The 13,762-nt window shown below is 55.9% G+C and carries 13 protein-coding genes; 8 read left to right on the forward strand and 5 right to left on the reverse strand.

Features of this window, described 5'->3' with window-relative positions; translation table 11 throughout:
* Positions 1 to 104: 104 nt before the first annotated feature.
* Together rhaA and rhaB are read right to left on the reverse strand one after the other, a co-directional pair.
* Positions 105 to 1,364: an L-rhamnose isomerase gene (gene rhaA, locus L466_RS20635; RefSeq protein ID WP_020883965.1), complete on the reverse strand. Its 1,260-nt coding sequence runs from the start codon at positions 1,362 to 1,364 to the stop codon at positions 105 to 107.
* Positions 1,361 to 2,830: a rhamnulokinase gene (gene rhaB / locus L466_RS20630; protein ID WP_032680069.1), complete on the reverse strand. Its 1,470-nt coding sequence runs from the start codon at positions 2,828 to 2,830 to the stop codon at positions 1,361 to 1,363. Before rhaB ends, rhaA begins: the two co-directional genes overlap by 4 nt.
* A 301-nt stretch (positions 2,831 to 3,131) precedes the next feature.
* Between rhaB and rhaS the strand changes: the two genes are divergently transcribed.
* Complete coding sequence (rhaS, locus tag L466_RS20625; RefSeq protein WP_032680070.1) at positions 3,132 to 3,968, forward strand: HTH-type transcriptional activator RhaS; 837 nt, start codon at positions 3,132 to 3,134, stop codon at positions 3,966 to 3,968.
* A 73-nt stretch (positions 3,969 to 4,041) separates the two neighbouring features.
* Complete coding sequence (rhaR, locus tag L466_RS20620) at positions 4,042 to 4,890, forward strand: HTH-type transcriptional activator RhaR (RefSeq protein WP_014172216.1); 849 nt, start codon at positions 4,042 to 4,044, stop codon at positions 4,888 to 4,890.
* On the opposite strand, the gene rhaT is transcribed toward rhaR, so the two are convergent.
* Entirely contained in the window at positions 4,891 to 5,925 is a 1,035-nt protein-coding gene (gene rhaT / locus L466_RS20615) for an L-rhamnose/proton symporter RhaT (RefSeq protein WP_032680071.1), read from the reverse strand.
* A gap of 289 nt (positions 5,926 to 6,214) precedes the next feature.
* Here rhaT and sodA point away from each other — a divergent pair, with 289 nt between their 5' ends.
* Both sodA and yiiM read left to right on the forward strand, forming a co-directional pair.
* A complete protein-coding gene (gene sodA, locus L466_RS20610) occupies positions 6,215 to 6,835 on the forward strand; it encodes a superoxide dismutase [Mn] (protein ID WP_014833772.1) in 621 nt (206 codons plus the stop codon).
* A 70-nt stretch (positions 6,836 to 6,905) separates the two neighbouring features.
* Positions 6,906 to 7,580, forward strand: coding sequence for a 6-hydroxyaminopurine reductase (yiiM, locus tag L466_RS20605; protein WP_032679245.1), 675 nt, complete (start codon positions 6,906 to 6,908; stop codon positions 7,578 to 7,580).
* A gap of 54 nt (positions 7,581 to 7,634) precedes the next feature.
* Here yiiM and cpxA read toward each other — a convergent pair whose 3' ends face one another.
* Both cpxA and cpxR read right to left on the reverse strand, forming a co-directional pair.
* Positions 7,635 to 9,008: an envelope stress sensor histidine kinase CpxA gene (gene cpxA, locus L466_RS20600; RefSeq protein WP_010436910.1), complete on the reverse strand. Its 1,374-nt coding sequence runs from the start codon at positions 9,006 to 9,008 to the stop codon at positions 7,635 to 7,637.
* Positions 9,005 to 9,703: an envelope stress response regulator transcription factor CpxR gene (gene cpxR, locus L466_RS20595; protein WP_014172213.1), complete on the reverse strand. Its 699-nt coding sequence runs from the start codon at positions 9,701 to 9,703 to the stop codon at positions 9,005 to 9,007. The genes cpxA and cpxR overlap by 4 nt, the downstream gene beginning before the upstream one ends.
* Positions 9,704 to 9,853: 150 nt before the next feature.
* Here cpxR and cpxP point away from each other — a divergent pair, with 150 nt between their 5' ends.
* The 4 genes from cpxP to L466_RS20575 all read left to right on the forward strand — a co-directional run bounded on the left by cpxP (position 9,854) and on the right by L466_RS20575 (position 13,742).
* Positions 9,854 to 10,360 (forward strand): cell-envelope stress modulator CpxP, encoded by a 507-nt coding sequence (cpxP, locus tag L466_RS20590; protein WP_020883960.1) that lies wholly within the window; start codon positions 9,854 to 9,856, stop codon positions 10,358 to 10,360.
* Positions 10,361 to 10,513: 153 nt separating this feature from the next.
* Positions 10,514 to 11,407, forward strand: a complete 894-nt coding sequence (gene fieF / locus L466_RS20585) for a CDF family cation-efflux transporter FieF (RefSeq protein WP_032680072.1) — start codon at positions 10,514 to 10,516, stop codon at positions 11,405 to 11,407.
* 173 nt (positions 11,408 to 11,580) lie between these two features.
* Positions 11,581 to 12,543: a 6-phosphofructokinase gene (pfkA, locus tag L466_RS20580; RefSeq protein ID WP_014172210.1), complete on the forward strand. Its 963-nt coding sequence runs from the start codon at positions 11,581 to 11,583 to the stop codon at positions 12,541 to 12,543.
* Positions 12,544 to 12,752: 209 nt separating this feature from the next.
* Positions 12,753 to 13,742: a sulfate ABC transporter substrate-binding protein gene (locus tag L466_RS20575; RefSeq protein ID WP_032680073.1), complete on the forward strand. Its 990-nt coding sequence runs from the start codon at positions 12,753 to 12,755 to the stop codon at positions 13,740 to 13,742.
* The last annotated feature ends 20 nt before the right edge of the window (positions 13,743 to 13,762 follow it).

Genomic DNA, 13,762 nt, shown 5'->3' on the forward strand with positions numbered 1-13,762 from the left:
TTCATTTCCCGTGATCGTGGTGAGCGTTTCCCTCACCCCGGCCCTCTCCCACAGGGAGAGGGGGTAAAAGTGGTCTCTTCCACAGGAAGAGGGTGAGGGCATATTTATCCGCGCTGACTCAGCACGTCTTTCTCATACATCCGCACGTTATCCAGCCACTGACTGCCCGCTGGGGTGTCGTTACGCTGGCAGTACATCTCCCACACCGCCTGCCACGGCAGGGTTTTCTGCTCTTCCAGCAGCACCAGGCGCGCGGTGTAATCGCCGTTCTCTTCCAGCTGTTTCAGGGCGCTGGTGGGCTCCAGCAGCGCACGCAGCAGGGCTTTTTTCATGTTGCGGGTGCCAATCACCCAGGCTGCGATGCGGTTGATGGAGGCATCAAAGAAGTCGAGGCCAATGTGCACGCGGTCAAACAAATCGTGGCGAATGATTTCGCTGGCAATGGCCTGGGTTTCGTCATCCAGCAGCACCACGTGGTCGCTGTCCCAGCGTACGGGACGGCTCACGTGCAGCAGCAGGCGGGGTACGTAGAGCATGGCGGCGGAGATTTTGTCGGAGATCACCTCTGTCGGGTGGAAGTGGCCGGCATCCAGGCACAGCGCGGTCTGGCGGCTGGTGGCGTACCCCATGTAAAACTCGTTCGAGCCAACGGTGTAGCTTTCCGCACCAATACCGAACAGCTTGCTCTCTACGGCGTCGATGTGGTGCGCCGGGTTCAGTTTTTCGCTGATGGCTTCATCCAGCGCCGCCAGCAGGCGCTGACGCGGGGCCAGACGGTCAACGGTGATGTCTTTCATGCCGTCCGGGATCCAGATGTTCATCACCGACGGCGTGCCAAGCTGCTCGCCAAAGTACGCGGAGACGCGGCGGCTGGCTTTTACGTGGTCAATCCAGAACTGGCGGATATCGTCGTTCGCGTGGGCAAGGGTAAAACCGTCGGCGCTCAGCGGGTGCGAGAAGCAGGATGGGTTGAAATCCAGGCCCAGCTGGTTGGCTTTCGCCCACGCTACCCAGTTTTTAAAGTGCGCAGGTTTGATCTCGTTACGCGCGACCGGCGTGTCAGATTCCAGATAGATAGCATGCAGGTTCAGCCGCTTAGGCCCCGGGATCAGGCTCAGCGCCAGCTCCAGGTCGGCGCGCAGCTCGGTGGCGTTACGCGCTTTGCCCGGATAGTTGCCGGTGGCCTGAATGCCCCCCGTCAGCGAGCCGCCCGGGTTTTCAAAACCGGCAACGTCGTCGCCCTGCCAGCAGTGCATGGAGACCGGAAGACGATCGAGCTGGCGCAGCGCCTCATCGACATCCACGCCGACGGCGGCGTAACGCTGTTTAGCCAGGTCCCAGGCTTGTTCAAGTTGAGTGGTCATGCGCAAAGCTCCTTAGTCAGTCGGTTTTGCTGAAACTGCGCCCGATAGCGGGCAATTTCATGGCAGGGATTGGGGATGAACGTGGTCAGCGTGGCGTTCGCCGACACCACCGTGCGGAAATCGTCCACGCTGGCGAGTTCGTCCAGGGTCATGAGCTGAATGCCAATATTGCCGAGCGTCGACGCTTCAATCGGGCCCGCCACCACGGTGATCCCGCAGGCATCGGCGCAGAGCTGGTTCAGAAGCTGGTTCTGGCAGCCGCCGCCGACAATATGCAGCTGAGTGAACGGCCGGCCACGAAGGTCGGCCAGCTCGCTCAGGATCTCGGCATACAGCAGGGCGAGGCTGTCGAAAATACAGCGTGCCAGTTCTGCCGGTTTCGATGGCACGGGCTGCCCGGCGTCGACGCAGGCGGCCTGGATTTCGGCGCTCATGTCCGCCGGGTTGATAAAGCGGTCATCATTGGGATTGATCAGGAAACTGCAGGCTTTCAGTCTTTCGGTGTCGGCAATAAGCGCGGGCAGGTCGGTAATGTTCTGCTCTTTAAGCACGCGCTGGAGCAGCCACAGACCCATGATGTTCTTCAGCACGCGGTAGCGCCCCTCGGCACCGCCTTCGTTGGTGATGTTCGCGGCCAGCGCGGCATCGCTGGTGTAGGGAGTTTTGCTCTCAAAGCCCATCAGCGACCAGGTCCCGGAAGAGAGGTAGGCGGCGTCGTTACCGGCAAGCGGTGACGCAATGACGGCGCTGGCGGTATCGTGACTCGCAACCGCCACCACCGGGATCGCATTACCCTGCGGGCACATCCATTGCCCGATCACATTGCCAGGATGCGTCGGCGTACCGAACCAGGAGGGTGAAGCCCCGGTCCAGGCCAGCAGGTGTTCATCCCAGTTATCGGAGTTGATGTTCACCAGTTGCGTGGTGGTGGCGTTGGTGTATTCCCAGTTCATGTTGCCGGTCAGGCGGTAGCTGAAGTAGTCCGGGATCAGCAGTGCATGCGCCACGCGGGGAACCAGCGCCGGCTGCTGTTCGACCAGCGCGCGCAGTTGATAGAGCGTATTGAATGGCAGAAACTGAATACCGCTGCGGCCATAAATATTCTCCTTGCCAAGCCCGGCAATCGCACGCGCCATCAGGCCGTCGGTGCGGCTGTCGCGATAGGCTATCGGCAAACCGACGCGTTCACCGTTGCTGTCCAGCAGTACGTAATCGACGCCCCAGGTATCGATGCCGATACTGTTGATACGGATCCCCGCATCGCAGACCTTCTGCAGTCCGGTGCGGATCGCTGCCTCAAGGCTGTCGATATCCCACACCTCACAGCCGTCCTGCTTTTGCAGGCAGTTAACAAAGCGGTGCATCTCGCGAAGCGAAAGCGTCTGCCGCTTGCCGTCATAAGTGGCCAGCATTACACGGCCGCTGGATGCGCCTAGATCGACAGCCACGCAATGGCGAAAAGTCATGGTTGTGTCCTTCTTAAAGTCATTAGCGGTGAGTGTAAAAAAAGGAACCCATCACCACCTTCTCGCCAGTGACAGCGGTTTTCCGGGGCTGGCAAGAAAGCAAAGATGAACGTGAGGGAGTTCACAGTTTCCAGGCGTGACGGGGTTTGCAGGCAGTGTGACGCTTACCGCATTTCCTGATCTTTCAGCCTGTTTCTTGAAAAACGGACAGTTTTTGCGAGGTTTACGGTCGAAAATTTAAGGTGAGGGGACGGGGCCTTAATTACTATTTTGAGAACATTTCTCATTGGTGGGGGCCGTTATGACCGTACTGCACAGCGCGGATTTTTTTCCTTCGGGTGGGTCGTCTGTCGCGATTGAACCGCGACTCCCTCAGGTGGCGTTCCCTGAGCATCATCATGATTTTCACGAAATTGTGATTGTTGAACACGGAACGGGGATCCATGTGTTTAACGGCCAGCCGTATACCATCAGTGGTGGGACGGTCTGCTTTGTGCGCGATCATGACCGGCACTTATATGAACATACCGACAACCTGTGCCTGACTAACGTGCTCTACCGTTCGCCCGATGCGTTCCAGTTCCTGTCCGGGCTGAACCATCTCCTGCCGCAGGAGAAGGACGGCATCTATCCTTCGCACTGGCGGGTGAATCAGTCCACGCTGCAGCAGGTGCGTCAGCTGGTGAGCCAGATGGAACAGCGCGACGAGGGACAGGAGACCCACGTCATCGCCACGCGTGAGCTGCTGTTTATGCAGCTGCTGGTGCTGCTGCGGCGCAGTAGCATGGTGGCCGGGCTGGGTAATAACGATGCGCGTTTGACTCAACTGATGGCCTGGCTGGAGGACCATTTCGCCGAGGATGTCTGCTGGGAAACGCTGGCGGATGATTTTTCGCTGTCGCTCCGGACCTTGCATCGTCAGCTGAAGCAGCAAACCGGGCTGACGCCCCAGCGCTATCTGAACCGGCTGCGCCTGATTAAAGCGCGCCATCTGCTGCGTCATACCGATGAGAGCGTCACGGATATCGCCTATCGTTGCGGTTTCGGCGACAGTAACCACTTTTCGACCCTGTTTCGCCGGGAATTTAGCTGGTCACCGCGCGATATTCGCCAGGGAAAGGACGCGTCACTGCAGTAACGCGAGGGTTGTCACCGTTTCCCGTGGGCAAAAACGCTAATAATGTCAGGTTATTTGCTGTCGAGGTGGTGTCGTGGTTGCTCAGTTAATGCTTCGCAAAGTGGATTTTTTTGCCTCCGCCGGCCAGGCCGTCGCGGTGGCGGATCGCTATCCGCAAAACGTCTTTGCCGAGCACACTCATGAGTTCTGCGAGCTGGTGCTGGTGTGGCGGGGCAATGGCTTGCATATCCTCAACGACCGGCCCTACCGCATTACGCGTGGGGATCTGTTTTACATCCGTGCTGAAGACAAGCACGCCTACGCTTCGGTCAACGACCTGGTCCTGCAGAATGTGATTTACTGCCCCGACAGGCTGAAACTGAACGTCGACTGGGCGGCTTACATTCCGGGGTTTAATGATACGAAGTGCGCGGCGCACTGGCGACTGAGCAGTAACGGCATGACGCAGGTGCGACAGGTGATTTCTCAGCTGGAGCAGGAGAGCCAGAAAAGCGATCCTGAGGCTCATCAGATGGCAGAACTGCTTTTCGCCCAGCTGGTCATGACGTTGACGCGCCATCGCTACGCCATTGATAACCCGTCGGCTACCGCGCAGGAAGCCCTGCTCGATAAGCTCATCACCACCCTGGCGGGCAGCCTTAACAAAAGCTTTGTGCTGGAGAAATTCTGCGAGCAGGCACAGTGCAGCGAGCGCGCGTTGCGCCAGCAATTCCGCACCCAGACCGGGATGACGGTGAACCACTATCTGCGCCAGCTGCGCATCTGCCATGCCCAGTACCTGCTTCAGCATACGGAACTGATGGTCAGCGATGTGGCGATGCGCTGCGGCTTTGAGGACAGTAACTATTTTTCGGTGGTCTTTAACCGCGAGGTGGGGATGACGCCGGTTCAGTGGCGTCATCGCAGTCGTAACGCGGCGTAATCAGTTCGCCATGCCGAGGCCCACAATGTTGGCCGCAATAATGATCACCACGCACCCCAGACTCAGCACGCCCACCGGGCGACGGCCGGCGTTGTTCCACTCTTTCAGAAGCAGACCCACCAGCCCACCGCACAGCACGTAGAAGCTCATGTGCAGCATCCAGCTCATATAGTCATACTGCGCCGGAATACTGGCGTGACCCCACGCGTAGAAGAAGAACTGGAGATACCACATCAGCCCACCGAGCGCCGAGAGCAGCACGTTCCCGATAATCATCTGTTTAGCCAGCGAGAAGTCGGCTTTCAGTGACAAGGTCTTCACGTTTGCCAGACGGAAAAAACAGAAACCGAGGTTAACCACCGCTCCGCCACCCATGATCACCACGTAGCTTGGCAGTGCCACGTACAGAGGGTCGACGCCCAGTGCGGCAGCAGCTTCATGCATCGGTTTGGCGGCGTTCATCGCGAATGACATGCCTGCGGAGAAGATCCCGCACATCACCGCCAGCAGCAGGCCTTTCTTCAGGTTGAACTCTTCGGCTCTGATGCCCATTTTGCGCTCTTTCAGCTGCCCTGCGCGGGTGACAATGCCCACGCCAATAACGGCCACCAGCACGCCCAGCAGCGTCATCTGGCCGCCTTTGGTGTTGATCAGCACGTCGACGTTGCCGTTGAGGATTGGCGTCATCAGAGTGCCGACAATCAGCGTAATACCAATCGCGATGCCAATGCCCATCGACATGCCGAGGTAGCGCATGGTGAGGCCATAGTTAATGTTACCGACGCCCCACATGGCGCCAAAGAGAAAGACCGGCAGCAGGGTGGAGGCGTTAAAGGAGGAGAAGTAGCCCCAGAAATCCGGGAGCAGCATGGCGCTGATGGTCCAGGGAAAAATTATCCACGAGACCACACCGCCGACGGACCACATGGTTTCCCATGACCACTGTTTGACCTGTTTAAACGGGGCATAGAAACAGGCTGCACTGGCCGCGCCTATCAGATGCCAGAAAATACCCATCGTAATCGCATGATTCATGTTTACATCCTCATCGTTTTTATATGCCGGTGGCTTCCCACTGACTCGATGAGTGTAAAAATTAAGCAGTCGGGTAACCTTCGGAAGGTTGCCGCACTTTGGTTTTGAATGGCAATCAACGCGTTAACCGGGTGAGCAGACTCACAATTTCAGCAATAATCGAAAACCGAATAACCTTATAAAAACTACGGCATTGATAATCATTTTCAATATCATTTAATTAACTATAATGAACCAACTGCTTACGCGGCATTAACAGCTGTGCCGCCCGACAATAATGGAGAGGATTATGAGTTATACACTGCCATCCCTGCCGTATGCCTACGACGCACTGGAACCGCATTTCGACAAGCAGACGATGGAAATCCATCACACTAAACACCACCAGACCTATGTGAACAACGCGAACGCCGCGCTCGAAAGCCTGCCAGAGTTCGCTAGCCTGCCTGTTGAAGAGCTGATCACCAAACTGGACCAGCTGCCAGCTGACAAGAAAACCGTTCTGCGTAACAACGCAGGTGGTCACGCTAACCACAGCCTGTTCTGGAAAGGCCTGAAAACCGGTACCACCCTGCAGGGCGACCTGAAAGCGGCTATCGAGCGCGATTTCGGTTCTGTAGACAACTTCAAAGCGGAATTTGAAAAAGCCGCTGCGACCCGTTTCGGCTCTGGCTGGGCGTGGCTGGTTCTGAAAGGTGACAAACTGGCGGTTGTTTCAACGGCTAACCAGGACTCCCCGCTGATGGGTGAAGCAATCTCTGGCGCATCCGGTTTCCCTATCCTGGGTCTGGACGTGTGGGAACACGCTTACTACCTGAAATTCCAGAACCGTCGCCCGGACTACATCAAAGCCTTCTGGGACGTGGTGAACTGGGACGAAGCAGCAGCGCGTTTCGCCGCGAAAAAATAAGGTTGCATTGACGCCTGTGAGAAGCGAGTCTGATGACTCGCTTTTTTTGTATCTGCAGAAAGGAGCAGCGATGCATTTTCCGGTGAATGTCTTTACAGGCAAGGTAAGGGAGTACGACGGCAGCCGCCCGAGCGCCATCGCCAAAATTCAGGTCGACGGCGAGTTGACGTTAACCGACCTCGGGCTGGTGGGCGATGAGCAGGCCGAAAAGAAAATCCATGGCGGGCCTGACCGCGCGCTGTGCCACTATCCGCGGGAACACTATCAGCACTGGATAACCGAGTTTCCCGAACAGGCGGATATGTTTGTCGCGCCCGCGTTTGGTGAGAATCTCTCAACGGAAGGGCTGACCGAGAAAAACGTCTTTATCGGCGATATCTACCGCTGGGGCGATGCCCTGATTCAGGTGACGCAGCCGCGCTCGCCGTGCTTCAAACTAAACTATCATTTCGGCATCAGCGACATGTCTGCCCGGCTACAGAGCGCGGGTAAAACGGGCTGGTTATATCGGGTGGTGCTGGCAGGTCAGGTATCGGCAGATGCGCCGCTGGTGCTGGCATCGCGCCTGAGTGATGTCTCGGTATATGACGCCTGCGCGATCGCCTGGCATATGCCGTTTGATGACGACCAGTACCATCGGCTTTTGTCCGCTGCAGGGCTGTCCACGAGCTGGACCCGAACGATGCAGAAACGCCGTTTAAGTAGCAAGATCGAAGATAATTCGCGGAGATTGTGGGGGAAATAGTTTCCCCGCAGGAGAGGCAAGCCGGGTCAGCGATACCGCTGCCCGGCTAAACGACTACGAACGTTTATACAACGGCAGCCACAGCGTTAACCGTAACCCACCCAGCGGGCTGTCATCGGCCTTCACCCAGCCGCGATGCTGCTGCATGGCGGTTTCAACAATCGCCAGACCCAGCCCCGTGCCGCCAGATTCACGGTCACGCGCCTCGTCGGTACGGTAGAACGGACGGAAAATCTGTTCGCGGTCTTCCGGGCTTACCCCAGGACCATCGTCATCAACGATAATGGTAATCCCGTCTTTATCCACCGAGAAGGCTACCTCAATCTTCGTGTGCGAATAGCGCAGGGCGTTACGCACGATGTTCTCCAGCGCGCTTTCCAGCGTGTTGGGGTTACCGTACAGCGGCCATGGCCCCGGCGGGAAGTTGACGGTAAAAGATTTCCCCATCTGCTCCGCTTCGAACGCCGCGTTATCCAGCACTTCATGCCACAGGTGGTTGGCTTTCACCGTTTCGCTCACCAGCGCGTTTTTCTGCTGATTGCGCGACATGACCAGCAGGTCGTTAATCATGCTGTCCAGACGATGCGCTTCCGTTTCAATACGTTCCAGCTCTTTGCTCTCACCGCTGCGGCGACGCAGCAGCGCGGTGCCGAGCTGTAAGCGCGTGAGCGGCGTGCGCAGCTCGTGCGAGATATCCGACAGCAGGCGTTGCTGTGCCGTCATCATGCGGTCGAGGGCGCTCACCATCTGGTTAAAACTGGTCCCCGCGGCAAGGAACTCCTGTGGACCGGCTTCCAGTTCAGGGTGTTGTCGCAGGTTACCCTGCGCCACTTCGTCCGCCGCGTTTTTCAGCTTACGCGCCGGTTTCGCCAGACTCCACGCCAGCCACAGCAGCAGCGGTGAGCTGACCAGCATGGTGACAATCAGCAGCAGAAGCGGACGGTCAAACAGCAGGTTGATGAAATCGGACTGGGAGTTGCTCGCCGGGCGGATCAGGTAAAGCTGGTAATTATCCTCGCCATCTCTTACGGAGAAGGGGCCTACCATCTCAACCCGACCGTATTTTTTCTTCTGAGGATGGTCGGCGTTATCCGCCTGACCAATGAAGTTACGGATGATCTGCATTTCATTGCGATCGGCGCCAATCACGCGCCCTTCGCTGGTCACCAGCAACAGGCGCTGGCCTGGCGGTGCCCATTTGTCGATAGCGCGAAACAGCCTGCGCCACCACATTAAATCGTTCGGCGGGTCGTTTGCCAGCTCGGCTTCCACGTGCTGCTCGATCATCACGCCCTGACGTTGCTCGCTGTCGAGAAGCTCCGTCATCTGGCGTGAGTCGAGTTTTGGCAACATCAAAACGAGCATTAAAACCAGTGCCAGCGTCAGCCAGAAAATGGCGAAGATGCGGGCTGTTAAGCTTCCTATCATGAAGCGGAAACCATCAGATAACCGCGACCACGCAGGGTTTTAAACCACGGGTGCCCGTCCTTGCGTTCCGGCAGCTTGCGGCGCAGGTTCGAGATATGCATATCGATGGCGCGATCAAACGGGGTGAGGCGTTTGCCGAGCACTTCCTGGCTCAAATGTTCACGCGATACCACCTGGCCGAGGTGCTGGGCCAGCAGATACAGCAGGGTGAACTCGGTGCCAGTCAGTTCCAGCGTTTCACCGTCAAAACTCGCTTCCTGACGGCCCGGATTCAGGCTCAGGGAGTCGACTTCCAGCGTCGGTGAACTGTTGTCGCTGTTCTGCTGCTGTTCGCTCCAGTGAGAGCGACGCAGGATAGCGCGAATACGGGCAACCAGTTCACGGTCGTTAAACGGCTTTGGTAAATAGTCATCCGCGCCCAGCTCAAGGCCAAGTACACGGTCAAGTTCGCTGCCGCGAGCGGTCAGCATAATTACGGGCGTCTGGTGTGTCTGGCGAAGCTCTTTCAACGTATCAATGCCGTTTTTCTTCGGCATCATAACGTCGAGCAAAAGTAAATCGATGCTGTCGTCAAGGAGACTCAGCGCCTGCTCGCCATCATGGGCAACCAGAACGTTGAAACCTTCCATGTCGAGCAACTCCTTTAAAAGGGATGTGAGCTCTCGGTCATCATCAACTAACAGGATTTTATTCATTGTTTAAATACCTCCGAGGCAGAAATTACGACATCAAGGCTATCTAATCCATGACTTTACGTTGTTTTACACCCCCTGACGCATGTTTGCAGCCTGAATCGTAGACTGTCTCTCGTTGAATCGCGACACGAAAGATTTTGGGAGCAAGTGATGCGCAAAGTTACCGCTGCCGTCATGGCCTCAACGCTGGCGTTCAGTACATTAAGCCAGGCCGCTGTAGCTATCCCCGGCGATAACGGGCCCTCAACGGAGGGGGCAACGCAGCACAGCAGCCAAAGCCATATGTTTGATGGCATAAGTTTAACCGAACATCAGCGTCAACAGATGCGAGATCTGATGCAGAGGGCACGACACGACCAGCCCCCTGTTAATGTTAGCGAAATGGAGACAATGCACCGCCTTGTCACCGCAGAAAAATTTGACGAAAGCGCTGTACGCGCTCAGGCCGAAAAAATGGCACAGGAGCAGGTTGCCCGCCAGGTAGAGATGGCGAAGGTCCGCAACCAGATGTTCCACCTGCTAACGCCCGAGCAGCAAGCGGTTTTGAACACAAGACATCAGCAGCGAATGGACCAGTTGCGTGAGGTTGCACGGATGCAGCGAAGCTCAGAAACAACGTTTTTCAGTAGCAATAGCAGTACCCGTAGTAACCAGTAAACCCTGTTTTCCTTGCCATAGACACCATCCCTGTCTTCCCCCACATGATGTGGGGGTTTTTTTTGCCCTTCATTCTGCTTTGTTAACCGTTTATTCATCCTTTGACTCCCCATGCTTCCGTTATACTAGCGGCATGACATGACAGGAGCGTTTATGAATCAATCCTATGGAAGACTGGTAAGTCGGGCAGCGATTGCAGCAACCATCGTGGCTTCAAGCCTGTTAGTGATTAAAATTTTTGCGTGGTGGTATACCGGCTCAGTCAGTATTCTCGCGGCGCTGGTGGACTCGTTGATGGATATTGCCGCCTCGCTGACGAACCTGCTGGTTGTGCGTTACTCGCTGCAACCGGCGGATGAAGAACATACGTTTGGGCACGGGAAAGCCGAATCGCTGGCCGCGCTGGCGCAAAGCATGTTTATTTCCGGCTCCGCGCTGTTTCTGTTTTTAACCGGTATTCAGCATCTCGTCTCGCCGTCACCGATGAACGATCCCGGCGTGGGCGTGGTCGTGACGATTGTGGCACTTATATGCACACTTGTTCTGGTAACGTTCCAGCGCTGGGTTGTTCGCAAAACGCAAAGCCAGGCTGTACGGGCGGATATGCTTCATTATCAATCTGATGTTATGATGAATGGCGCTATTCTTATTGCGCTCGGTCTGGCCTGGTATGGCTGGCATCGGGCCGATGCGTTGTTTGCGTTAGGGATTGGCATCTATATTTTATATAGCGCCTTACGGATGGGGTATGAAGCGGTGCAATCGCTTCTGGACCGCGCCCTCCCGGACTCAGAACGTAATGAAATTTTTTCTACCGTGACCTCCTGGCCTGGTGTCAGAGGTGCACACGATCTTCGAACGCGGCAGTCAGGGCCGACCCGCTTTATTCAGATTCATATTGAAATGGAAGACAACCTGCCACTGGTTCAGGCTCACGTTATTGCTGAGCAGGTCGAGCAGGCGATTTTGCAGCGTTTTCCTGGTTCAGACGTCATTATTCACCAGGATCCCTGCTCGGTTGTACCCGGACATGTTGAGCTTTCGTAATTGGTTGTAAAAAAGTGAGCCAGGCCAGCATTTTGTGTATAAATTACCGCCATTTGGTCTGACCTGAATCAATTCAGCTGGAAGTGATTGATATACTATTTGCAGTATTCGTTGGTCGATAAATTCTTCCGGCAACAGATTTCAATTTTGCATTCCTAAGTTCAGAGGTAGTCATGATTAAGAAAATCGGTGTGTTGACAAGCGGCGGTGATGCGCCGGGCATGAACGCGGCAATTCGTGGGGTTGTCCGTTCAGCGCTGACGGAAGGCCTGGAAGTTTTTGGTATCTATGATGGTTATCTGGGCCTGTATGAAGATCGCATGGTTCAGCTCGACCGTTACAGCGTGTCCGACATGATCAACCGTGGCGGTACCTTCCTCGGTTCTGCGCGCTTCCCGGAATTCCGTGATGAACACGTCCGTGAAGTGGCTATTGAGAACATGAAAAAACGTGGCCTCGACGCACTGGTTGTTATTGGTGGTGACGGCTCGTACATGGGTGCAAAACGTCTGACTGAAATGGGCTTCCCGTGCATCGGGCTGCCGGGTACGATCGACAACGACATCAAAGGCACTGACTACACCATCGGTTATTTCACCGCACTGGGCACCGTTGTTGAAGCGATTGACCGCCTGCGCGACACCTCTTCTTCCCACCAGCGTATCTCCATCGTGGAAGTGATGGGCCGTTACTGTGGTGACCTGACGCTGGCTGCGGCCATCGCCGGCGGTTGTGAGTTCGTGGTGGTTCCGGAAGTGGAATTCAGCCGTGAAGATCTGGTGGCTGAAATCAAAGCGGGTATCGCAAAAGGCAAGAAACACGCCATCGTAGCCATCACCGAGCATATCTGTGACGTTGACGAGCTGGCGAAGTACATCGAAACCGAAACCAAACGTGAAACGCGCGCTACCGTTCTGGGCCACATCCAGCGTGGGGGTTCCCCGGGTCCATACGACCGCATCCTGGCATCACGTATGGGTGCATACGCCATTGAACTGCTGCTGCAGGGTCATGGCGGTCGTTGCGTCGGTATTCAGAACGAAAAACTGGTTCACCATGACATCATCGACGCCATTGAAAACATGAAGCGTCCGTTCAAGGGTGACTGGCTGGACTGCGCAAAAAAACTGTACTGAGCGGTGACTTTCCCCCGGTCGCGCTGAGTTAACCGGGTCCGCAGTCCACGCTCATAAAGACCGGGTAAGGCGATATCGCCGCCCGGTTTTTTTATGCCTGCCCGTTTTTTATTCCTCTACGTTATAGCCAATCTTTTTTTATTCTTTAATCATTGGTTAGCTTTCTGGCACGCTGCAAGCATCAAAACATTACACAAGAGATCCGGGCGATGAATAAATGGGGCGTGGGGTTAACATTATTGCTGGCATCGACCAGCGTTCTGGCTAAGGACATCCAGTTACTGAACGTGTCATACGACCCGACGCGTGAGCTGTACGAGCAGTACAACAAAGCCTTCGCGGCACACTGGAAACAGGAAACCGGCGACAACGTGGTGGTGCGTCAGTCGCATGGTGGCTCCGGTAAGCAGGCGACCTCAGTCATCAACGGGATTGAAGCCGACGTGGTTACCCTGGCGCTGGCCTATGACGTCGACGCCATCGCCGAGCGTGGGCGTATCGATAAAAACTGGATCAAACGCCTGCCGGACAACTCAGCGCCTTACACCTCGACCATTGTTTTCCTGGTGCGTAAGGGCAACCCAAAACAAATTCATGACTGGAACGATCTGGTTAAGCCGGGCGTTTCCATTATCACCCCGAACCCGAAAAGCTCGGGTGGCGCACGCTGGAACTACCTGGCGGCCTGGGGCTACGCGCTGCATCACAACAACGGTGACCAGGCGAAAGCCCAGGCGTTCGTGAAAGCACTGTATAAAAACGTTGAGGTGCTGGACTCTGGCGCACGTGGTGCCACGAACACCTTCGTTGAGCGTGGGATTGGCGACGTGCTGATCGCATGGGAAAACGAAGCCCTGCTCGCCACCCACGAACTGGGTAAAGACAAGTTCGAGATCGTTACGCCAGGCGAATCTATCCTCGCCGAACCTACCGTTTCTGTGGTTGATAAAGTGGTTGAGAAGAAAGAGACCAAAGCGGTGGCGGAAGCGTACCTGAAGTATCTCTACTCGCCAGAAGGCCAGGAAATTGCGGCGAAAAACTACTATCGTCCACGCGATCCGGCGGTGGCGAAGAAATATGAAAGCGTCTTCCCGAAACTGAAGCTTTTCACCATTGATGAAGAGTTCGGCGGCTGGGCGAAAGCGCAGAAAGAGCACTTCTCTAACGGCGGAACTTTCGATCAGATCAGCAAGCGCTAAACGTTAGCAGGACAGACACG

This window comes from Enterobacter sp. BIDMC 30 (assembly GCF_000534355.1).
Lineage (GTDB): Bacteria > Pseudomonadota > Gammaproteobacteria > Enterobacterales > Enterobacteriaceae > Enterobacter > Enterobacter ludwigii.

What these genes read in the sequence shown, in the direction of transcription:
- rhaA (WP_020883965.1), bottom strand. Translation starts at nt 1,364, where the DNA reads ATGACCACTCAACTTGAACAAGCCTGGGACCTGGCTAAACAGCGTTAC.
- rhaB (WP_032680069.1), bottom strand. Translation starts at nt 2,830, where the DNA reads ATGACTTTTCGCCATTGCGTGGCTGTCGATCTAGGCGCATCCAGCGGC.
- rhaS (WP_032680070.1), top strand. Translation starts at nt 3,132, where the DNA reads ATGACCGTACTGCACAGCGCGGATTTTTTTCCTTCGGGTGGGTCGTCT.
- rhaT (WP_032680071.1), bottom strand. Translation starts at nt 5,925, where the DNA reads ATGAATCATGCGATTACGATGGGTATTTTCTGGCATCTGATAGGCGCG.
- sodA (WP_014833772.1), top strand. Translation starts at nt 6,215, where the DNA reads ATGAGTTATACACTGCCATCCCTGCCGTATGCCTACGACGCACTGGAA.
- yiiM (WP_032679245.1), top strand. Translation starts at nt 6,906, where the DNA reads ATGCATTTTCCGGTGAATGTCTTTACAGGCAAGGTAAGGGAGTACGAC.
- cpxA (WP_010436910.1), bottom strand. Translation starts at nt 9,008, where the DNA reads ATGATAGGAAGCTTAACAGCCCGCATCTTCGCCATTTTCTGGCTGACG.
- cpxR (WP_014172213.1), bottom strand. Translation starts at nt 9,703, where the DNA reads ATGAATAAAATCCTGTTAGTTGATGATGACCGAGAGCTCACATCCCTT.
- cpxP (WP_020883960.1), top strand. Translation starts at nt 9,854, where the DNA reads ATGCGCAAAGTTACCGCTGCCGTCATGGCCTCAACGCTGGCGTTCAGT.
- fieF (WP_032680072.1), top strand. Translation starts at nt 10,514, where the DNA reads ATGAATCAATCCTATGGAAGACTGGTAAGTCGGGCAGCGATTGCAGCA.
- pfkA (WP_014172210.1), top strand. Translation starts at nt 11,581, where the DNA reads ATGATTAAGAAAATCGGTGTGTTGACAAGCGGCGGTGATGCGCCGGGC.
- L466_RS20575 (WP_032680073.1), top strand. Translation starts at nt 12,753, where the DNA reads ATGAATAAATGGGGCGTGGGGTTAACATTATTGCTGGCATCGACCAGC.